Raw genomic sequence first — 19,645 nt, forward strand, 5'->3', positions numbered from 1 at the left:
CGCATCGTCTCCGGGCGGATGTTTATCATGGGCAAATATAGCGTTTTTTACCGGATTTTACCTATCTTTATGACCCGAATAAACTTACTCGACATGAAACGACTCGTCGCTTTGATTTTCGCGCTGGCCGTGTGCGGCGCGGGAGCCGCGGCCCGGCCGGGTGCCTACAGGACCGTGAAAAACATCGCCTACCGCGACGCCGGGGGCGACCGGAACATCGACACGATGTGCCGGCTGGACCTCTATTATCCGGCGGATAAGGAAGGCTTCTCGACCGTCATATGGTATCACGGCGGCGGCCTGACGGGCGGGCGGCGCGATATCCCCGAAGCGTTGAAGGAGAAGGGATTCGCCGTGGTGGGCGTGGAGTACCGGCTCTCGCCGCACGTGAAGGTGGCCGACTGCGTGGACGATGCGGCCGCGTCGGCGGCGTGGGTGGTGAAGCATATCGCCGAGTACGGCGGCGATCCGCGGCGGATTTTCGTGGCGGGCCACTCGGCGGGCGGTTACCTGACCTCAATGATCGGGCTGGACAAGCGCTGGCTCGAACCCTACGGCATCGACCCCGACACGACCTTCGCGGCGCTGATTCCCTACAGCGGGCAGGTGGTGACCCACTTCGCGCGCCGCCGCGAGATGGGGATTCCCGACACGCAGGTGGTGGTGGACGACATGGCGCCGCTCAATTACGTGCGGCCCGACTGCCGACCGATCCTGATCCTTTCGGGTGACAGGGAGCGGGAGATGCTGGGCCGCTACGAGGAGAACGCCTACTTCTGGCGCATGATGCGCGTGGCGGGGCATCCCGACGTGCGGATTTACGAGTTCGACGGCTTCGACCACGGCAACATGCCGCAGGCCGGGCACTTTGCGGCGGTGCGCTATATCCGCGAGATGGAGCGGAAAATGGAGCGGTAGTTGTGTAGAATCGGAGCTATGAAAATAAACGGATATGCGCTTTTGCAGGCCGCGGCAGCCTTGTGCGCCGCGCTTGCGCTGACGGGGTGTTCGCTGCTGAAGGTCGCCGTGGCTACGGGCGACCCCCTGTCGAAAGAGGAGATGAACGTGCGGACGATGACGCGCGGATTCTATTACGACATGGCCGCAGAGGTGGCGCGCACGGCCGATTCGATCGCCCAAGCGGCGCCGGATGTGGCTACGCGGGTCGCCGCCGTGCGGTGGAAGATACGCGCTACGCGGGCGGGCGTCTCGGCCGCCATGCAGGGAATTCCCGATGTGGCGCTGGCCGACATGTGGATACTCTGCCGGCGGATGAACGAACGCTTTGCGGCGACGCCCGATTCGCTGCTGTTCGGGGCGCAGAGCGGCATGGCGCGCGATGCGGCGGCGCGGCTCGACCGCCGGGCCGCGCGGCTGGCGCGGCAGGTGTTGGCGGAGGAGCGTTACGCGCTGATGGAGCGTTTTGTCGCGCAGTATGTGCGGGACAATCCCTCCGAAGAGGGGATGGAGGCTGCGAACACCACCCTTGCGTGGATCGAGTTCCTGCGCGAGAACGGCGTAGAGCACGCCTATGCGACGGGTTCGATCGCCGAAGTGCTGGCCGACGTGAACGACCGCGTGAGCAGCCAGACGCAGCAACTGGCCAGCAGCGTCGGCTGGTCGAAGGACATTCTCGAAATGCAGCTGCAGCAGGACAGCCTGCGCATGGAGGTCGGGGCGCGCCTCGACTCGCTCGAACGCAGTTTCACGCGCATCGTCGTCGTGGCCGAGCATCTGCCCGAAATATCGGACCGGGTGCTGGACGAGCTGAACAAACAGGTGACGCAGCTGATATATACGATGAATTACAGCGTCGATAACGCCTTTGCCGATTTCGACCGCCAGCGCGACGAGCTGCAGCGGTATGTGACCGGAGAGCGGCAGGCGTTGGTCGAGCAGCTGCGGCAGACGGCCGGCGAGGTGGTGCGGACGACGCTCGACGCGGTGCCGGGGCTGGTGGGCAAGGTGTTGCTGTACGTGGTGTTGGCGCTCGCGGTGCTGATCGGGGGACCCTTTGCGCTGGGGTTCTGGCTGGGCGGCGTGAGGGCGAGGGCCGGAGCGAAGAGAAAGGAGTAGGCGGCGGTCCCGACCGGACTGCGGGTGTCTGAAACGGAACGGGTGCGGCGGCCAGATCGCCGTGTCGGCGGAGGTGAAGGACGAGGGCGGCGCTTCGGCAAAATGCAAGCGAACTTGCTTTTGCCCTCAGTTTGCACTATCTTTACAGAACATAGGCGGCGGCTCGGCAATGTCCAAATAAATTTGGCATTGCTCTCGCCTTGCACTATCTTTGCCGCAAATTGGAAGACGATGGCTCGCAAAAAGGCAAATTATCCCCTCATCGAGGGGCTTGAAATAACGACGCTCGCCGCCGAAGGCAAGGCGATGGGACGCTGGAACGACGTGGTGGTGTTCGTGCCGCTGACCGTTCCGGGCGACGTGGTGGATGTGCAGATACGCTCCAAGCGCCGCAGGTTCATGGAGGGATTCGTGGTCCGCTACGTCAGAAAATCGCCGCTGCGCGCGGAGGCCTTCTGCGCCCATTTCGGGGTTTGCGGGGGCTGCAAGTGGCAGAACCTGCCCTACGAGGAGCAGCTGCGCTTCAAGACCGAGCAGGTGCGCGACCAGCTGACGCGCATCGGCAAGATCGCACTGCCGCAGATCGCGCCCTGTCTGGGTTCGGAGCAGACCCGGTTTTACCGCAACAAACTCGAATTCACCTTCGCCGACCGCCGCTGGCTGACGCGCGAAGAGGTGGAGAGCGGGACGGACTTCGATGCCGCGCCCGCGCTCGGATTCCATATTCCCAACATGTTCGACAAGGTGCTGGACATCGACAAGTGCTGGCTCCAGCCCGATCCGTCGAATGACATCCGCACCGAGACCAGACGCTTCTGCATCGAAAACGGCTACACGTTCCACAACGCCCGCGAACACAGGGGGCTGATGCGCAACATGATCGTCCGCACGGCTTCGACGGGCGAGGTGATGGTGATCGTGGTGTTCGGCGAGGACGACCGGGAGCGGATCGCCGCGCTGCTGGACCATCTGGCGGCGAATTTCCCGCAGATCACGTCGCTGTTCTACATCGTCAACACCAAGTTCAACGATTCGGTCGGGGACCTCGATCCGGTTTGCTACAAGGGCAAGGACCATATCGTCGAAGAGATGGAGGGGCTGCGGTTCAAGGTGGGGCCGAAGTCGTTTTACCAGACCAATTCGGCGCAGGCGTACGAGCTTTACAAGGTGGCGCGGGAGTTCGCGGACCTCAAACCGGAGGACGTGCTTTACGACCTCTACACCGGGACGGGGACCATCGCCAATTTCTGCGCCGCGCGGTGCCGCCGGGTGGTGGGCGTGGAGTATGTGCCCGAAGCGATCGCCGATGCGAAGGTCAATTCGCAGATCAACGGCATCGGGAATACGGTTTTCTATGCGGGCGACATGAAGCAGGTGCTGAGCGACGGGTTCGTCGCCGCCAACGGCCGTCCCGACGTGATCATCCTCGATCCGCCGCGTGCGGGCGTGGACGAGCCGGTGATCGGGGTGATCCTGCGCGCCGCGCCCCGGCGGATCGTCTACGTGAGCTGCAATCCCGCCACGCAGGCCCGCGACTTGGCGCTGCTCGACGCCGATTACCGCGTCGAGGCGGTACAGCCCGTGGACATGTTCCCCCACACGCACCATGTGGAAAACGTCGTGAAACTCGTACGGCGATGAGACTGGACGGTTTCGGGATATTCGTCGAGCGGATGCCGGCCATGGTCCGCTTCTACCGCGACGTGCTGGGATTCGAGATCCGCGAGGATGAAAACGCCTCGAACGTCTATCTGGAAAAGGACGGAACGCTGTTCCTGCTCTACCGCAGGGCGGATTTCGAGAAGATGACCGGCCGCAGGTTCGGCTATGCCGGCCCGGTGAACGGGCATTACGAGATTGCCCTGAGCGTCGAAAACCATGCGGCGGTCGATGCGGCCTTCCGCGAGGTCGTCGCCAAAGGCGCCCGGCCCGTCATGGAACCCACAACCGAACCGTGGGGCCAGCGCACCTGCTACGTGGCCGACCCCGAAGGCAACCTGATCGAAATAGGGTCGTTCAAGGCATGATTCCGGAGAGGGGATGCAGTATTTCGGATTTTTGGCGTTTTATTTGCAAGACAGTTACCTAAAAAACGGAAAATATGAAAAAACTGATTTTAATGGCGGCGGTGGCGCTGATGGCTCTTCCCGCGGCGGCACAGATGCAGGAGGCTTTCCCCAGCTATATTCAGGTGAACGGACGCGCCGAGAAGGAGATCACGCCCGACGAGTTCTACCTCTCGATCGTCATCAACGAGCGCGATTCGAAGGGCAAGATTTCGGTCGAGAGCCAGCAGCGCGACATGATCGCGGCCCTCAAGCGGCTGGGCGTGAACGTCGAGAAGCAGCTGAAGGTGGCCAACCTTTCGAGCGAGTTCTTCAAGAAGAACACTTCGGTGGCGACGGCCAAGTACCAGCTTCAGCTGGGATCCTCGGCCGAGGTGGCCAAGGTGTGGCAGGCGCTCGACGGACTCGGCATCTCGAACGTTTCGATCCTGAAGGTGTCGCACTCGAAGATCGACGAGTATAAGGAGCAGGTGCGCGTCGAAGCGATGCAGAACGCCAAGCAGAGCGCCCAGACGCTGGCCGGGGCGATCGGGCAGAATGTCGGCAAGTGCTTCTATATTTACGACTCGAACAACAACGTGATGCCGGTGCTGTATGACAACATGGCCGTGATGCGCAGTGCGAAGACCGGGTATGGCGAAGAGGCCGCGGCGGACGAACCGCTCGACTTCAAGACCATCAAGCTGCAGTATAACGTGCAGGCGAAATTCGTGCTGGAGTAGCTCTCCGGCGGCATATGCGAAGAGGATGTCCCGCGAAGGGCGTCCTCTTCGTCGTCTCAGGGTGTCGCGGACGGAGGTTGTCGCGCTTCGGGTCCCGGATTCGCGGGCGGAGCGCGGAGGAAGGCCGGGCGTGGTCGCGGACGAAGCCCGCCGGATGCGAAAAACGGTGCCGGATGGTGCGGATTCCGAAAAATTATACTATCTTTGTTTACTTTACCCTTTAAAAAAGGAGGAGTTATGGAAAAACAGTTTTGTTTCAACTACGAGCATTATGCGGCTCTTGCCGAGCTGTCCGATGCGGACCGTGAGCTGGTTCGGGAGGCCGAACGGGCCACGGCCAACGCCAATGCGCCCTATTCGAAGTTCCGGGTGGGAGCGGCTGCGCGGCTGCGCAGCGGGAAAATCCTCTACGGAAGCAATTTCGAGAGCGAGGTCTATCCTGCGGGACTCTGCGCCGAGCGGACGCTGATGTTTTATGCGCAGGCCAATTATGCCGACGATCCGATCGAGACGCTGGCGATCGCTTCCGATCCCTCGGAGCGCGAATGTTATCCCTGCGGCCAGTGCCGTCAGGTGATGGTGGACGTCGAACGCCGTCAGGGCGCGCCCATGCGGGTCATCATGAGCGGCGGCGGCACGGCGACGGCCGTCGATTCGGCGGCGCTGCTGCTGCCCTTCACGTTCGTGCTCTGACCCGCAGCGAGCATGTCCGAGATACCGGCTTCGGCGGCGCGGCCCGCCGACGGCGGAGAAACGTTGCGTTGAAGTACAGGCCGCTTTTAGAAATACCCGAAAAATGTTCACTCCCGAAGATATCCTCTACGAAGACAATCATCTGCTGATCGTCAATAAACGCTGCGGCGATCTGGTGCAGCCCGATCCGTCGGGCGAAAGCGCGCTCGAAGACCAGATAAAGGCCTTTGTCAAACGCCGCGACGCCAAGCCCGGCGACGTGTTCCTCGGCGTGGTGCACCGCATCGACCGTCCGGTGAGCGGCGCGGTGCTGTTCGCCAAGACCTCGAAGGCCCTGACGCGGCTCAACGAGATGATCCGCGAGGGCCGCATCCGCAAGGTCTACTGGGCCTTGACCGAACGGACGCCCGACCCCGAAAGCGGCGAACTGCGCCACTACATCCTGCGCGACGCCCGCACCAACCGCTCGCGGGCCTGCGACGGGCCGAAGCCCGGCGCCAAGGAGGCGCGCCTGCGTTACGAAACGCTGGGGGCGGGGACCAACTATACGCTCGTCGAGGTGGAGCTGCTGACGGGGCGTCACCACCAGATCCGCGCCCAGCTCTCGAAGATCGGGTGTCCGATCCGCGGCGACCTGAAATACGGCGCGCGGCGTTCGCTGCCCGGCGGCGGCATCTCGCTCCATTCGCGGCGGGTCGAGTTCGAACACCCCGTGCGCCGTGAACCCGTGAGCGTCACGGCTCCCGCGCCTGCGGACGACAACCTGTGGGCTTATTTCGAAACCCGTTGATTTCCCGGAAAATATGCGATTGTTGATTCAGCGCGTGAAGAACGCTTCCGTCAGCGTCGGCGGCGATGAGCTGTCCCGGATCGGGCAGGGCCTGCTGGTGCTGGTCGGCGTGGGCGTGGAGGACACGGACGAAGATATGGAGTATCTGGCGGGCAAGCTGGTCCGTCTGCGGATTTTCGACGACGGGCAGGGGGTGATGAACCTCGACGTGCGGCAGGTCGGCGGCGAGGTGCTGGTGGTGAGCCAGTTCACGCTGCAGGCTTCGACCCGCAAGGGCAACCGCCCGTCGTATGTCAGGGCGGCGCCCGAAGCCGTCTCGCGCCCGATGTACGAGCGTTTCACGGCCCGCGTGGCCGAGCTGCTGGGCCGGGAGGTGCCGACGGGGGAGTTCGGCGCCGACATGCAGGTGGCGCTGGTGAACGACGGTCCGGTGACCATCTGGATAGATTCCAAAATGAGGGATTGTTAACCGAAAAATAGAAGATGAAAAGATTATTGACAGTTTTGCTGGCAGGTATTTCCGCAGGTTTCGCCTCCTGCGGAGACGACGGCGCGGAGAAGGGGGACACATGGTTCCTGAAACCCGAAGCGGTGGTTTCGGGAACGACGGCGGAGATCTCCTGCCGCACGAAATTCGCCGACGGCGTGCTGACCGAGAGCGGCGCGGGGTTCGTATACACGCGGATCGGAGCCGCGGACGGCTATTTCGACGCCGAGCCGGTGGAGGTGAGCGGGAATGCGCTTTCGTGCCATTTGAGCGACCTCGAACCCGAAACCGACTACTTGGTGTACGCTTATCTGGAGCTGGGCGGCGCAGGGCGCATGCAGAGCGAATCGGTCTCCTTCCGGACCGGGAAGGGAAGCGATCCGGGGAATGCGCCGGCATTCGGACAGCCCGCCTACTCGGAGGTGACCTCCTCTTCGGCGGTGGTGAGCTGTACGTTCTCCTATCAGGGTGCGGAGCCTGTTTCCGAGGTCTATTTCCTCTACGGGACGGGCGGCGTTTCGAAACGCGAAGCCGTGAGTGCGCAGCCCGGCGCGAAGAGCGTCCGGCTTTCGGGGCTGGACGCTTCGACGGACTATACGTTCCGTTTGTGCGTCGCTGCGGGCGGAAAGACCTATGAGAGCGGAGAGGCGGCCTTTACGACCGATGCGGGCGACGGGCCCGGACCCGGTCCGAATCCGGGGCTGACGAAGTTTTCGGGCTGGCCCGAACTGCCCGTCGAGGTGAAGAACGGCGATTACCATTACGCCTACCATACGATCAGCGACTTCAAGGTCGGAAACTACAACGCCCGCAACTACACGGTATGTTACAGCGCCGAGAATCACGGTCCCGTATGGGTGGCCGCGCCGCTGCACAACTGTTATGTGACCAAGAGCGGGAACCGCAGCTACAGTCAGGATCCGGATGTTCCGGCGGGCATACAGCCGGCGTCGAAGTCCCTCGCCGATCCCTACAACAAGGGCCACATGCTGGGCAACCGCGAACGTTCGAGAACGGCCGTCATGCGCAGGCAGGTCTGCTATTACACCAATATCGCGCCCCAGCACAGCGGGACCTTCAATACGGGCGGCGGCGCGTGGAACAACCTCGAAGACGTGATCGACAAGTATTGGGACGCGACCAAGAATTCCAGTGTCGGCGATACGCTTTATGTGGTCGTCGGGGCTTACTACAAGACGTGGACCGACTCGTACGGCAATACGGCTTCGCCCAAGAAGGCCGCCTTCGGCGGTCAGCAGGCGGGCGTTCCGACCATGTTCTACTACGCCATGCTGCGGACGAAGAACGCCAAGTCCGGCAAATCGGTGCTGCACTGTTCGCGCGAGGAGTTGCAGTGCGCGGCCTTCGTGATGAGCCACGCCATGCAGAAGGGGCACAAACCCTCGCGCAGCGATATGCGCAGCGTCGCGGAGGTCGAGCGGCTGAGCGGGTTCCAGTTCTTTACCAACGTGCCCAATGCGCCCAAGGATACCTATAACCCTTCGGACTGGGGATTGTAGCGATGTATGCGTGGGGCGATAACAGGCGGTTCAACTCCTATTCGGGGTATTTTCGCCGCATGTTCGGCTGCCGCGTGCAGAAACTGTCGGTGGACGCCGGGTTCACGTGTCCCAACCGGGACGGAACGATAAGCGGGGGAGGATGTACGTTCTGCAACAACGGGGCGTTCACTCCCTCGTACTGCGTGCCGGCCAAGGGGGTGCGGCGGCAGATCGAGGAGGGGATCGAGTTCCACCGCAGGCGTTACCGCACGGCGTCGAAGTATCTGGTCTACTTCCAGTCGTTTTCGAACACCTATGCGCCGCTGGAGCGGCTGAAGGAGGTGTACGGCGAGGCGCTGGCGCATCCCGACGTGGCGGGCATCGTCGTCGGCACGCGGCCCGACTGCGTGGACGCCGAAAAGCTGGACTATTTCGCGGAGCTGGCGCGCGGGAGGTACGTGGCCGTCGAGTACGGCATCGAATCGACCCGCGACGAGACGCTGCGGGCGGTGAACCGCGGGCATGACTTCGCCTGCGCGCGCCGCGCCGTGGAGATGACCGCCGCGCGGGGGCTGCACGTCGGGGCGCACTTTATCCTCGGACTGCCGGGCGAGACGGACGCGATGCTGCTGGAGCAGGTCGCGGCGATCAATTCGCTGCCGCTCACGACGCTGAAATTCCATCAGCTGCAGCTCTTCCGCGGCACGGCGATGGCCGCCGAATACGACGCCGACCCCGGCCGCTTCCGCTTCTGGGAGATCGGCGAGTACATCGACCTTTTTGTCGAGGTGCTGCGCCGCCTGCGGCCCGATCTGGTCGTCGAACGGTTCGCGAGCGAGGCGCCGCCCCGCTACCATTACGGCCGCAACTGGGGGCTGGTGCGCAACGAACAGCTGCTGGCGATGCTCGAAAAAAGATTGGAGGAACGAAATGCGTATCAAGGCGAAATTTTTGTACCTTTACAGTCGCTGCGATAGGTTCGAACTTGCTTTTGCCCTCAGTTTGCACTATCTTTGCCTTTGCAATTGCTAATATTTCCGTACCGAAATGAAACCCATCATTAAGGAGCTGATGCTGAAGCCCGTCAAGGAGTATTTCCTGATGACGGTCGGCATGATCATGTACTCTTTCGCGTGGATCGGCTGCATCCTGCCCGCCAAAGGCGTCGGCGGAGGGGCCGCGGGTCTGTCGCTCGTGTTGTGCCATGCCGTCGAGGAGTGGCTCGGCGTCTCGATTCAGATCGGTACGATGGTATTCATCATCAACGGAATACTGCTGCTGATCGCGGGATTCATCATCGGCTGGAACTTCGGCGTGAAGACCGTCTACTGCGTCGTGGTGATCTCGCTGGGGATGAACTTCTGGCAGTCGGTGCTGCCGGAGGGCGACTTCCTCCACCTCGAACGTATTCTGTCGGTGATCCTCGGCGGCATACTGGCCGGCATGGGCGTGGCGATGTGCTTCGCGCAGGGCGGCTCGACGGGCGGCACGGACATCGCCGCGATGATCATCAACAAGTACCGCACGATCAGCTACGGCAAGATCGTCATCTACTCGGATTTCGTCATCATCGGATCGTCGATGCTCGTGGGATTCCATATCGACACGGTGATCTACGGCTATGTGATGACGGCGGTCTTCGGCTATACGGTCGATATGATCATGGCCGGGAACCAGCAGTCGAGTCAGGTCTTCATCGTGACGCACGACTATGAGAAGATGGCGGAGGCCATCGTCGAGAATATCCACCGCGGCGTGACGCTCATCGACTCGCAGGGGTGGTACACCAAGAAGCAGTCGAAAATCGTCATGGTGGTATGCCGCAAGCGCGAGACCGCGATGATCCTGAAATTCGTCAAGACGATAGATCCCGACGCCTTTATGACCGTGGGGTCGGTGATGGGCGTTTACGGCAAGGGATTTCAGGCGCTCAACAAACTCTGATGCCCCTCTATGCCGACATAGTACTGCCGCTGGCGCAGCCCGCCTATACGTTCGCCGTGCCCGAAGGGATGCACGTGGCGGAGGGGACGGCGGTAGCCGTGCAGTTCGGGCCCCGCAAATTCTATACGGGCGTCGTTTGGCGGGTGCATGACCGCCGTCCGCCGTTCAGGACAATCAAATCCATACAGCGCGTGCTGTACGACGCGCCCCTGCTCTCGGCGCAGCAAAAGGCGCTCTGGGAGTGGATCGCCGCGTACTACATGTGTTCGGCGGGCGAGGTGATGCGCGTGGCGCTGCCGTCGCTGATGAAGCCTTCGGGCGATACCGAGGAGGAGTTCGCCGAAGACGAGTTCCGCCCCCGCACGGAGTGCTACGTGGCGCTGGCGCGGGAGCTGCACGACGAAGGGCGCCTGCACGAGGTCTTCGAGAAGCTCGGACGGCGCGCGCCCAAGCAGTACGAAGCCCTGCTGGAGATCGCGTCGGCGGGGGACGAGACCCGGATTTCGACGGGCGAGGTGGCCCGCCGCCTGCTGCGGGCCGACTATGCCGTGCTGCATGCGCTGGAGCGCAAGGGGCATATCGTCTGCACGGAGCGCGAACGCACCGTCGAGCGGGGCGGCTCGGCGTTCCGGCTGCCCGAACTGACCGCGCCGCAGCGCGAAGCGCTCGGTTCGCTGCGGGAGCAGTTCGCCGAAAAGCCTGCGGCGCTGCTGCACGGCGTGACGGGGTCGGGGAAGACCGAAATTTACATACACCTGATCGCCGAAACGCTGGCGCGGGGCGGCGACGTGCTGCTGCTCGTGCCCGAAATCGCCCTGACGGCGCAGCTGATCGGGCGCATGGAGCGCATCTTCGGCAGCCGCGTGACCCCCTATCATTCGAAACTTACGAACCGCCGCCGCACGGAGACCTACCTGCGGCTGAACCGCTCCCAAGGGGGCGAGTTCGTCGTTGGCGTGCGGTCGTCGATATTTCTGCCGCTCAGGCATCTGCAGCTGATAATCGTGGACGAGGAGCACGACGCCAGCTACAAGCAGGCCGATCCCGCGCCCCGCTACAACGCCCGCGACTGCGCCGTGGTGATGGCCCGCCTGTGGGGCGGCCGCACGCTGCTGGGAAGCGCCACGCCGTCGCTCGAAACGTGGCTCAACGCCGAGGGCGGGAAGTACGGCCGCGCCGTGCTGGCGGAGCGTTACGGCGACGCCCGGCCGCCCGAAATATTCGTTTCGGATACGATCCGCGCCGCCAAGCGCGGCGAGCGGCATGCGCATTTCAACAAACTGCTGCTGGACAAGATGGAAGAGACGCTGGGGCGGGGCGAGCAGGTGATGCTGTTCCAGAACCGCCGCGGATTCTCGCCCTACGTCGAGTGTTCTCAGTGCGGGTGGACGGCCCGCTGTCCGCACTGCAACGTGACGCTGACCTACCACAAGGGCGGCGCCAGACTCGTCTGCCACTACTGCGGTTACACGGTCCCGGTGCCGGCGAAGTGCCCTTCGTGCGAGGTGACGGAGGTGCTGCCGCGGGGATTCGGCACGGAGAAGGTCGAGGAGGAGATCGCCCGGCTCTTCCCCGAAGCCCGCGTCGCCCGGCTGGACCGCGACAGCGTGACCTCCGAGCGGGCGTTCAACGCCATAATCTCCGATTTCGAAGCCCGCAAGACCGATATTCTGGTCGGGACGCAGATGATTACGAAGGGATTCGACTTCGGCGGCGTGTCGCTGGTGGGGATTCTCAATGCCGACAACCTGCTGAACAACCCCGATTTCAGGGCTGCGGAGCGGGCCTTTCAGCTCATGCTGCAGGTCGCCGGACGCGCCGGACGCCGCTCGGACGGCGGCGAGGTGGTGATTCAGACCTCCGAGCCGGGGCATCCCGTGATCCGGCAGGTCGTGGCGGGCGATTTCGCCGGGATGGCCCGCATGCAGCTCTCCGAACGCGAAGCGTTCTTCTATCCGCCCTATGCGCGGCTGACCTCGCTGACGCTGCGCCACCGCGACGTCGCGCTGCTGCGCCGCGGCGTCACGGAGCTGGCGGCGCGCCTGCGCGTCAGGTTCGGCCGCCGCGTGCTGGGGCCGATGACGCCCCCGGTGGACCGCATCCGCGGCGAGTATCTCGCGGGTCTGTTGCTCAAGATCGAAAGCGGCGCTTCGTCGGCCAAGGCCCGCGCACTGCTGGCCGCCGAGCTGAAGGCGTTCGCCGAAAATCCCGAATTCAAAACGATCACCTTCATCTGCAATGTCGATCCTCAGTGACCTGCTGCGCGACGTCGCGGCGCTTTTCTTTCCGCCGCGCTGCCCCGTCTGCGGCGTCCCGCTCGCGCAGGGCGAACGCACGGTGTGCACGCTGTGCCGCACGACGGCGCCCCTGACGGGGTTCTGGCTTGAGGCGGACAATCCCCTGCTGGCGAAGTGCCGGGACATGCTGCCCGTCGAGCGGGCTTCGGGTTTTCTCTACTACATTCACGGAAGCGGGTGGCGGGAGCTGATCCGCGGATTCAAATACCGCGGAGCGTGGCGCACGGCCCGCGCGATGGGCGAGTGGTACGGACGCTGTCTGAAGGAGAGCGGGCTGTACGACGGGGTGGAGGTGGTCGTGCCCCTGCCGCTGCACCCCGTCAAGCGGTGCAGGAGGGGGTATAACCAGTCGGAGTACATCGCCGAGGGGATCGCCTCGCAGCTGGGAGCGGAGGTAGACCGCCGGAGCGTCCGCCGCAAGCGCAATACGGAGAGTCAGGCCCTCAAGCCGCGGCGCGAGCGCGCCCGGAACGTGGACGAGGCTTTCGCGGTGCGCCGTCCCGAACGGCTCGAAGGGCGGCATGTACTGCTGGTGGACGACGTCTTCACGACGGGCAGCACGATGCTTTCGTGCGCCGGGGAGATGCTGCGCGCCGCACCCGGATGCCGGATCAGCATCGCGGCGCTCGCCGTCTCGCGGCGGGAGCTGGGGGTGAGGGAGTGATCGGAAATTAAAAATTCTTTTTCAACAGGCGTTATCCCCTGCTGCGGGGACTGTTTGCGGGAGAATCGTGTCATCAACATGATTTTCGATAACAACTTTGCCGCGGCCGTTTTGTTTTCTCCGCCCGAATCGCTATTTTTGGGCTCTGAACGAAAGGATAAATCATGGCTAAAGATTATAACCCCTCCCAGCGCAACAGGGAGGCATTCGAGGCGCTGACCGACACCGCCGGCAACGTGCCCCCGCAGGCGGTCGAACTGGAGGAAGCCGTGCTCGGCGCGCTGATGCTGGAAAAGGACAGCATTATCGCCGTGCAGGAGTACGTCACGCCCGACGCTTTTTACACCGAGGAGCACCGCACGATCTACCGCGCCATCGAGGAGCTTTCGATGGAGCTCAAACCGATCGACCTCTATACCGTCACCGAGCGGCTCAAGGCCAAGAAGGAGCTGAAGAAGGTGGGCGGCGCGTCGTATCTGGCGCAGCTGACGCAGAAGGTCGGCTCGGCCGCAAACGTCGAATTTCACGCCAAGATCATCGCCCAGAAGTACGTGCAGCGCGAGCTGATCCGCTCGGCGACCGAGATTCAGAAGCGGTCGTACGACGAATCGACCGACGTGACGGAGCTGATCGGATATGCCGAGGGCGAGATATTCAAGGTGGCCGAAGGACACGTCAAGCGGTCGGTGCAGGCGTCGAAGGATATTCTGGCCCGCGCGCTGATGCAGATCGAGGAGGCGTCGAAGAATACGAGCGCCTTCAACGGCGTGCCGTCGGGCTTTATGGCCATCGACCGCGTGACGCTGGGCTGGCAGCTCTCGGACCTGATCATCATCGCAGCACGCCCTTCGATGGGCAAGACGGCGTTCGTGCTCTCGATGGCCCGCAACATGGCGGTCGATCACGAGCAGGGCGTGGCGTTCTTCTCGCTCGAAATGTCCGCCGTACAGCTGATGATGCGTTTGATTATCGCTGAGACGGGACTGAGCGGAAACGACGTCAAGTCGGGCCGTCTGACGCCCGAACAGTGGCGGCATCTGGAATCGGCGACCAAGCCGCTGGGCAGTGCGCCGCTCTATATCGACGACACGCCGGCGCTTTCGGTCTTCGAATTCCGCTCGAAGGCCCGCCGTCTGAAGATACATCACGACATCAAGATCATCATCATCGACTACCTGCAGCTGATGACCGGCAATCAGGATTCGAAAGGAAACCGCGAGCAGGAGGTGGCCTTTATTTCGCGTACGCTCAAGGCGATCGCCAAGGAGCTGAACGTGCCGATGATCGCGCTGTCGCAGCTGAGCCGCGCCACCGAAATGCGCGGCGGCTCGAAGCGTCCCCAGCTCTCGGACCTCCGCGAGTCGGGCGCCATCGAGCAGGACGCCGACATCGTGGCCTTCATCCACCGTCCGGAGTATTACGGCATCAATCAGGACGAGAACGGCATGCCGACGGCGGGTATGGCCGAGATCATCCTCGCCAAGCACCGTAACGGCGCCGTGTGCGACGTCAACCTGCGCTTCCTCAAGGAGCAGGCGCGTTTCGCCGACGTGGATGACACGATGCTGCCGCCGTCGCAGGCGGCTGACAGCCAGCAGGCCTACGACGACTATGCCAGCGGTTCGAACGCCGTGCCGGGAGCCGGAATCGGCGGCGGACTGGGCGCGGGAATCGGCGGCGGGGAGTTCGACCCCAATCCGCCCGCGCTGAACGACGAGGCGCCGTTTTAGAAGGGGCGCCGTTTTGGAGGGATGCTGCGGCCGGAGCGGAAGGTGCGGCCGATATGGTCGGAGAAGTCGGTGCGGCTGAGGCGGTCGGTGCAGGCGATGCAGGCAGTGCGGTCAGTGCGGCCGACTGTGGAAGAGGCAGGTAACAGAATGGTTAATTGATAATATTTTTCTGATAGATGTTTGTCCGGACCTATGCAGGAGCGATCGTGGGGATCGATGCCGCGGCGGTGACCGTCGAGGTCAATATCGCCGGCGGCGGACTGGGAATGTACCTCGTGGGGCTGCCGGACAGCGCCGTGAAGGAGAGCGAGCAGCGCATACGTGCGGCGTTCGAGAACTCCGGGGAGCGGATGTCGGGCCGCAAGGTGGTCGTGAGTCTGGCTCCGGCCGACCTGCGCAAGGAGGGCGCGTCGTTCGACCTGCCGATCGCCGTCGGGATTCTCGCGGCGATGTCGCGGGTGAATGCCGAAACGCTTGCCGGGACGATGTTCGCCGGGGAGCTGTCGCTGGACGGGACGCTGAAACCCGTGCGGGGCGTGCTGCCGATGGCGGTGCGCGCGCGGGAAGAGGGATTGCGGCGGCTGGTGCTGCCGGCGGCGAATGCCGCGGAGGCGGCCGTGGTCGAAGGCGTCGAGGTGATCGGGGCCGGAAGCCTGAAGGAGGTGATCGGACTGCTGAACGGCGAACGGGAGATGACGCCGGCGGTGCCTGCGGACGGGGAGCCGTTCGGGGCGGAGGCGGGCCGTTATGAAGAGGATTTTGCCGATGTGAAGGGCCAGACGCATGTGAAGCGTGCGCTGGAGATAGCCGCCGCGGGCGGTCACAACGTGCTGATGATCGGGGCGCCGGGTTCGGGCAAGACGATGCTGGCCCGCAGGATGCCGACCATCCTGCCGCCGCTGTCGCGCGAAGAGGCGCTGGAGACCACCAAGATACACTCCGTGGCCGGGAATATGGCGGCGGGCGGCCTGCTGGCGCGGCGGCCTTTCAGGGCGCCGCACCATACGATTTCGCAGGCGGCGCTGATCGGCGGGGGACAGTCGCCGCGGCCCGGCGAGGTGTCGCTGGCCCACAACGGGGTGCTGTTTCTCGACGAGCTGCCCGAATTCGGGCGCAGCGTGCTGGAGGTGCTGCGGCAGCCGCTGGAGGAGAAGAGGGTGACCGTCTCGCGGGCGAAATACAGTGTGGAATATCCCGCCAACTTTACGCTGGTGGCGGCGATGAACCCCTGTCCGTGCGGCTATTACAACCATCCGGCGAAGGAGTGCGTATGTTCGCCGGGGGCGGTGCACCGCTATATGAGCCGGATTTCGGGACCGCTGATGGACCGGATCGACCTGCATGTGGAGGTGACGCCCGTGCCGGCGGCCGAACTTTCGGCGGCGGCGCCCGGCGAGCCGAGCGCCGCGGTCCGCGAGCGGGTCGTGCGGGCGCGGGAGGTGCAGGCGGCGCGTTTCGCGGGGACGGAGGGCGTGCATACCAACGCCATGATGAACGTGGCGATGCTGCGCGAATACTGTCGGCCGGACGCCGCTTCGGCGGCGCTGCTGGAGCGGGCCATGGAGCGGCTGTCGCTCTCGGCGCGGGCTTACGACCGCATTCTGAAAGTGGCCCGCACGATCGCCGATCTGGCGGGGCGCGAAACCATAGCGGCGGCCGATGTGGCCGAAGCGATCAACTACCGCTCGCTGGACCGGGGAAACTGGGGGCGGTAAAAGGAGGACGAAAGGGCGGCGAACGGAAAGAATTCGTAATTTTGCAGGCGGCTTGCCTTGGAATGTTGTCCGGGGCGGAAGTCTGCACCCCGGTTTTCAGATCGCCGGGTTTCCGGATCGCCGGGTTTCCGGACCGCCGGGTTTCCGGACCGCCGGGGACGGCCCTCGGATTAGCGGGCTGCCGGGTTAGCAGGCTGTCGGGGCTTCGGGCCGGGCCGCCGGGGCGGTGCCGCGGTCGGGCCTTTGAGTTGTCGGGATCTTCGGGCTTTCGGGTTGACGGGCCGTCGGATCTTCGGACAGTCGGAGGCGGGTTGAAAGATATTGATTGTAAGTAAAAAAGATAAAATAGCATGACAAGGAAAATCATCCTTTCGGGCGGCGGAACGGGCGGACATATCTATCCGGCCGTGGCTGTTGCGGAAGCGTTGAAACGGCGGTTCGGCGACGGGGTCGAGATTCTCTTCGTGGGCGCCGAGGGCAAGATGGAGATGGAGAAGGTGCCCGCGCTGGGCTACCGCATCGTGGGACTGCCCATAGCGGGTCTGCAGCGGCGCATGGACTGGCACAACCTCGCGGTGCCGTTCAAGGTGCTGAAGAGCGTCTCGATGGCCAAGAAGACCATTCGTGAATTCGGGGCCGATGCGGTCGTGGGATTCGGCGGCTATGCCAGCGCTCCGGTGCTGTGGGCCGCGCAGCGGCTGGGCGTGCCGACGGTGATTCAGGAGCAGAACTCCTATGCCGGGCTGACCAACAAGATTCTGGCCAAGCGTGCGAAGCGCATCTGCGTCGCCTATGAGGGGATGGAGCGTTTCTTTCCGGCCGGCAGGATCACGATGACGGGCAATCCCCTGCGGGGCCGTTTCTCGAAAGAGGGGGCCGACCGGGGCGAAGCGTTGGAATATTACGGCTTTACGCCCGATCTTCCGGTGGTGCTGGTCGTGGGCGGATCGCTCGGAACGCGGTCGCTGAACGAGATGATGAAGGCGTGGATACTCGCGCTCGAAGGCGCGGACGCTCCCGTGCAGGTGATCTGGCAGACGGGCAAATATTATGAGCGCGAGATGCAGGCGTTCTTGGCGGCGCATCCGGTTGCGAATATCTGGCAGGGGGCCTTCATCGACCGCATGGACTATGCCTATGCGGCGGCCGATCTGGTCCTCTCGCGCAGCGGGGCGGGGACTGTCTCGGAGTTGTGTCTGGTGGCGAAGCCCGTGTTGTTCGTGCCCTCGCCCAATGTGGCCGAGGATCATCAGACCAAGAATGCCAAGGCGCTGGAAGCCAAGGGCGCGGCGGTCGTGGTGCCCGATGCCGAGGCCCGGACGGCGGCCATGAGGCGGGCGATGGAGCTGCTCTCGGACAAGGAGGCTTTGCGGACGATGAGCGAAAACCTCGAAAAGCTGGCGCGCCCCGATGCGGCGGAGCGGATCGTGGATGAAATCGAAAAGGTAATGAAATAGCGCCGCTTCCGGCGTTTCCCCTGCGCCGCGCGGCGGGTGTTTTTGCCGTGCGGGCGATGAATGCGGCGGGGACCGTGCGGAGGGAGGAGCGGTGCGGAGAACGATAAAACTTAATCGGATGGAGTTTCAAAATATCTATTTTCTGGGAATCGGCGGCATCGGCATGAGCGCCTTGGCGCGTTATTTCCTGCATGAAGGCAAGCGGGTGGCCGGTTACGACCGCACCCCCTCGCATCTGACGGACGAACTGGCGGCCGAAGGTGCTGCGATTCATTTCGAGGACGACGTGCGGCGGATTCCCGCGGAGTTTCTCGACCCGGCGGCGACGATGGTGGTGTATACCCCGGCCGTGCCGCAGGAGCACGGGGAGTATCAATATTTCGTGAGTCACGGGTTCTGCGTCGAGAAGCGTTCGCAGATGTTGGGACATCTCGCCGAGGGCAAGTATGTGATGGCCGTGGCGGGGACGCACGGCAAGACCACGACCTCGACGCTCGTGGCGTGGCTCAACCGCGGCGTGACGGGCGGAGGAAGCGCTTTTCTGGGCGGAATATCGAAGAACTTCGGCGGCAATCTGGTGCTGGGCGCGGGGGCGCGGCTGGCGGTCGAGGCCGACGAGTTCGACCGTTCGTTCCTGCGGTTGTATCCCGACGTGGCGGTGATTACCTCGGCGGATGCCGATCACCTCGATATTTACGGCACGCACGAGGCGGTGAAGGAGGCTTTTTCGCAGTTCGTGCGGCAGATCAGGCCGGGCGGGTTCCTCATTATCAAAGAGGGGGTGGATATCGTGCTGGACAATCCGCAGATCACCGTTTACCGCTATTCGTACGACGTGCCGTGCGACTTCTACGCCCGCAACGTGCAGCTGCTCGAAGGCGGGCATTACCGCTATGACATTGTGACGCCCGGCGGCGTGGTCGAGGGGTGCACGCTCGGCATTCCGGGATGGGTCAATATCGAGAATTCGGTGGCGGCCGCGGCGTCGGTATGGTGCGCGGCGCAGGCCGAAGGCACGACGCTCGATGCGGAACGGCTGAGAGAGGCGCTGGCGTCGTTTGCGGGCGTGAAGCGGCGTTTCGAATTCTATGTCAATACGCCGAAGCAGGTTTACATGGACGACTACGCCCACCATCCGCGCGAGCTGGCGGCGACGCTGACGTCGGTGCGCAAAATGTTTCCGGGACGGCGCATCACGGCGCTGTTCCAGCCGCACCTCTACACGCGGACGCGCGACCTTTACAGGGAGTTCGCCGAGGCGCTGTCGCATGCCGACGACGTGGTGCTGCTGCCGATCTACCCGGCGCGCGAGGAGCCGATCGAAGGCGTGACGTCGGAGATCATCGCCCAAGGCGTGACGGTGCCGTGCCGCATCGTGGAGCGGGCGGCGCTGGCCGATACGGTGGCGGCGATGGACACGGACGTGGTGGTGAGCTTCGGTGCGGGCAACATCGACGCCTGCTGCGGGGCGATCGCCGAAAAGCTGAAAGCGAAGAGTTAGC

General features: G+C 63.7%; 17 protein-coding genes. All 17 read left to right on the forward strand.

The window, feature by feature from the left end:
• Window positions 1–93 precede the first annotated feature (93 nt).
• Window positions 94–918: an alpha/beta hydrolase gene (locus ALFI_RS07935; protein ID WP_014775443.1), complete on the forward strand. Its 825-nt coding sequence runs from the start codon at window positions 94–96 to the stop codon at window positions 916–918.
• A gap of 18 nt (window positions 919–936) precedes the next feature.
• Window positions 937–2,076, forward strand: coding sequence for a BAR domain-containing protein (locus ALFI_RS07940; RefSeq protein WP_244265026.1), 1,140 nt, complete (start codon window positions 937–939; stop codon window positions 2,074–2,076).
• Window positions 2,077–2,307: 231 nt separating this feature from the next.
• On the forward strand, window positions 2,308–3,717 hold the full coding sequence (rlmD, locus tag ALFI_RS07945) for a 23S rRNA (uracil(1939)-C(5))-methyltransferase RlmD (RefSeq protein WP_042493438.1): 1,410 nt from the start codon (window positions 2,308–2,310) through the stop codon (window positions 3,715–3,717).
• Window positions 3,714–4,103, forward strand: coding sequence for a VOC family protein (locus ALFI_RS07950; RefSeq protein ID WP_014775446.1), 390 nt, complete (start codon window positions 3,714–3,716; stop codon window positions 4,101–4,103). The genes rlmD and ALFI_RS07950 overlap by 4 nt, the downstream gene beginning before the upstream one ends.
• 74 nt (window positions 4,104–4,177) lie before the next feature.
• On the forward strand, window positions 4,178–4,864 hold the full coding sequence (locus ALFI_RS07955) for an SIMPL domain-containing protein (protein WP_014775447.1): 687 nt from the start codon (window positions 4,178–4,180) through the stop codon (window positions 4,862–4,864).
• A gap of 237 nt (window positions 4,865–5,101) precedes the next feature.
• The gene (locus tag ALFI_RS07960; RefSeq protein ID WP_009597693.1) at window positions 5,102–5,557 is read left to right on the forward strand and encodes a cytidine deaminase; all 456 of its coding nucleotides are present in this window, start codon (window positions 5,102–5,104) and stop codon (window positions 5,555–5,557) included.
• A 103-nt stretch (window positions 5,558–5,660) separates the two neighbouring features.
• Window positions 5,661–6,347: an RluA family pseudouridine synthase gene (locus ALFI_RS07965; RefSeq protein WP_009597604.1), complete on the forward strand. Its 687-nt coding sequence runs from the start codon at window positions 5,661–5,663 to the stop codon at window positions 6,345–6,347.
• A gap of 13 nt (window positions 6,348–6,360) precedes the next feature.
• Window positions 6,361–6,816, forward strand: a complete 456-nt coding sequence (gene dtd / locus ALFI_RS07970; protein WP_009597681.1) for a D-aminoacyl-tRNA deacylase — start codon at window positions 6,361–6,363, stop codon at window positions 6,814–6,816.
• 14 nt (window positions 6,817–6,830) lie between these two features.
• Window positions 6,831–8,354: a DNA/RNA non-specific endonuclease gene (locus ALFI_RS07975; RefSeq protein ID WP_014775448.1), complete on the forward strand. Its 1,524-nt coding sequence runs from the start codon at window positions 6,831–6,833 to the stop codon at window positions 8,352–8,354.
• Window positions 8,355–8,356: 2 nt separating this feature from the next.
• The gene (gene mnmL, locus ALFI_RS07980; protein WP_014775449.1) at window positions 8,357–9,313 is read left to right on the forward strand and encodes a tRNA modification radical SAM protein MnmL/YtqA; all 957 of its coding nucleotides are present in this window, start codon (window positions 8,357–8,359) and stop codon (window positions 9,311–9,313) included.
• A 70-nt stretch (window positions 9,314–9,383) separates the two neighbouring features.
• Window positions 9,384–10,280 (forward strand): YitT family protein, encoded by an 897-nt coding sequence (locus tag ALFI_RS07985; protein ID WP_009597574.1) that lies wholly within the window; start codon window positions 9,384–9,386, stop codon window positions 10,278–10,280.
• Window positions 10,280–12,535 carry a replication restart helicase PriA gene (priA, locus tag ALFI_RS07990; RefSeq protein WP_014775450.1) on the forward strand — a complete coding sequence of 752 codons (2,256 nt, stop codon included), beginning with the start codon at window positions 10,280–10,282 and terminating at the stop codon, window positions 12,533–12,535. Before ALFI_RS07985 ends, priA begins: the two co-directional genes overlap by 1 nt.
• Window positions 12,519–13,241, forward strand: a complete 723-nt coding sequence (locus tag ALFI_RS07995; RefSeq protein ID WP_014775451.1) for a ComF family protein — start codon at window positions 12,519–12,521, stop codon at window positions 13,239–13,241. The genes priA and ALFI_RS07995 overlap by 17 nt, the downstream gene beginning before the upstream one ends.
• A 164-nt stretch (window positions 13,242–13,405) precedes the next feature.
• Window positions 13,406–14,971 carry a replicative DNA helicase gene (dnaB, locus tag ALFI_RS08000; protein ID WP_009597603.1) on the forward strand — a complete coding sequence of 522 codons (1,566 nt, stop codon included), beginning with the start codon at window positions 13,406–13,408 and terminating at the stop codon, window positions 14,969–14,971.
• A gap of 176 nt (window positions 14,972–15,147) precedes the next feature.
• The gene (locus ALFI_RS08005) at window positions 15,148–16,686 is read left to right on the forward strand and encodes a YifB family Mg chelatase-like AAA ATPase (protein WP_009597585.1); all 1,539 of its coding nucleotides are present in this window, start codon (window positions 15,148–15,150) and stop codon (window positions 16,684–16,686) included.
• Between the two features lie 350 nt (window positions 16,687–17,036).
• On the forward strand, window positions 17,037–18,143 hold the full coding sequence (gene murG / locus ALFI_RS08010; protein ID WP_009597591.1) for an undecaprenyldiphospho-muramoylpentapeptide beta-N-acetylglucosaminyltransferase: 1,107 nt from the start codon (window positions 17,037–17,039) through the stop codon (window positions 18,141–18,143).
• A gap of 118 nt (window positions 18,144–18,261) precedes the next feature.
• Entirely contained in the window at window positions 18,262–19,644 is a 1,383-nt protein-coding gene (murC, locus tag ALFI_RS08015; RefSeq protein ID WP_009597635.1) for a UDP-N-acetylmuramate--L-alanine ligase, read from the forward strand.
• The last annotated feature ends 1 nt before the right edge of the window (window position 19,645 follow it).

It is taken from the genome of Alistipes finegoldii DSM 17242 (genome assembly GCF_000265365.1).
Taxonomy (GTDB): Bacteria; Bacteroidota; Bacteroidia; order Bacteroidales; family Rikenellaceae; genus Alistipes; species Alistipes finegoldii.

Coding starts and splice junctions, on each gene's coding strand:
- ALFI_RS07935 (WP_014775443.1), top strand. CDS start 94: ATGAAACGACTCGTCGCTTTGATTTTCGCGCTGGCCGTGTGCGGCGCG.
- rlmD (WP_042493438.1), top strand. CDS start 2,308: ATGGCTCGCAAAAAGGCAAATTATCCCCTCATCGAGGGGCTTGAAATA.
- mnmL (WP_014775449.1), top strand. CDS start 8,357: ATGTATGCGTGGGGCGATAACAGGCGGTTCAACTCCTATTCGGGGTAT.
- ALFI_RS07965 (WP_009597604.1), top strand. CDS start 5,661: ATGTTCACTCCCGAAGATATCCTCTACGAAGACAATCATCTGCTGATC.
- ALFI_RS07950 (WP_014775446.1), top strand. CDS start 3,714: ATGAGACTGGACGGTTTCGGGATATTCGTCGAGCGGATGCCGGCCATG.
- ALFI_RS07975 (WP_014775448.1), top strand. CDS start 6,831: ATGAAAAGATTATTGACAGTTTTGCTGGCAGGTATTTCCGCAGGTTTC.
- ALFI_RS07985 (WP_009597574.1), top strand. CDS start 9,384: ATGAAACCCATCATTAAGGAGCTGATGCTGAAGCCCGTCAAGGAGTAT.
- ALFI_RS07960 (WP_009597693.1), top strand. CDS start 5,102: ATGGAAAAACAGTTTTGTTTCAACTACGAGCATTATGCGGCTCTTGCC.
- dtd (WP_009597681.1), top strand. CDS start 6,361: ATGCGATTGTTGATTCAGCGCGTGAAGAACGCTTCCGTCAGCGTCGGC.
- murC (WP_009597635.1), top strand. CDS start 18,262: ATGGAGTTTCAAAATATCTATTTTCTGGGAATCGGCGGCATCGGCATG.
- dnaB (WP_009597603.1), top strand. CDS start 13,406: ATGGCTAAAGATTATAACCCCTCCCAGCGCAACAGGGAGGCATTCGAG.
- ALFI_RS07955 (WP_014775447.1), top strand. CDS start 4,178: ATGAAAAAACTGATTTTAATGGCGGCGGTGGCGCTGATGGCTCTTCCC.
- ALFI_RS08005 (WP_009597585.1), top strand. CDS start 15,148: ATGTTTGTCCGGACCTATGCAGGAGCGATCGTGGGGATCGATGCCGCG.
- ALFI_RS07995 (WP_014775451.1), top strand. CDS start 12,519: ATGTCGATCCTCAGTGACCTGCTGCGCGACGTCGCGGCGCTTTTCTTT.
- murG (WP_009597591.1), top strand. CDS start 17,037: ATGACAAGGAAAATCATCCTTTCGGGCGGCGGAACGGGCGGACATATC.
- priA (WP_014775450.1), top strand. CDS start 10,280: ATGCCCCTCTATGCCGACATAGTACTGCCGCTGGCGCAGCCCGCCTAT.
- ALFI_RS07940 (WP_244265026.1), top strand. CDS start 937: ATGAAAATAAACGGATATGCGCTTTTGCAGGCCGCGGCAGCCTTGTGC.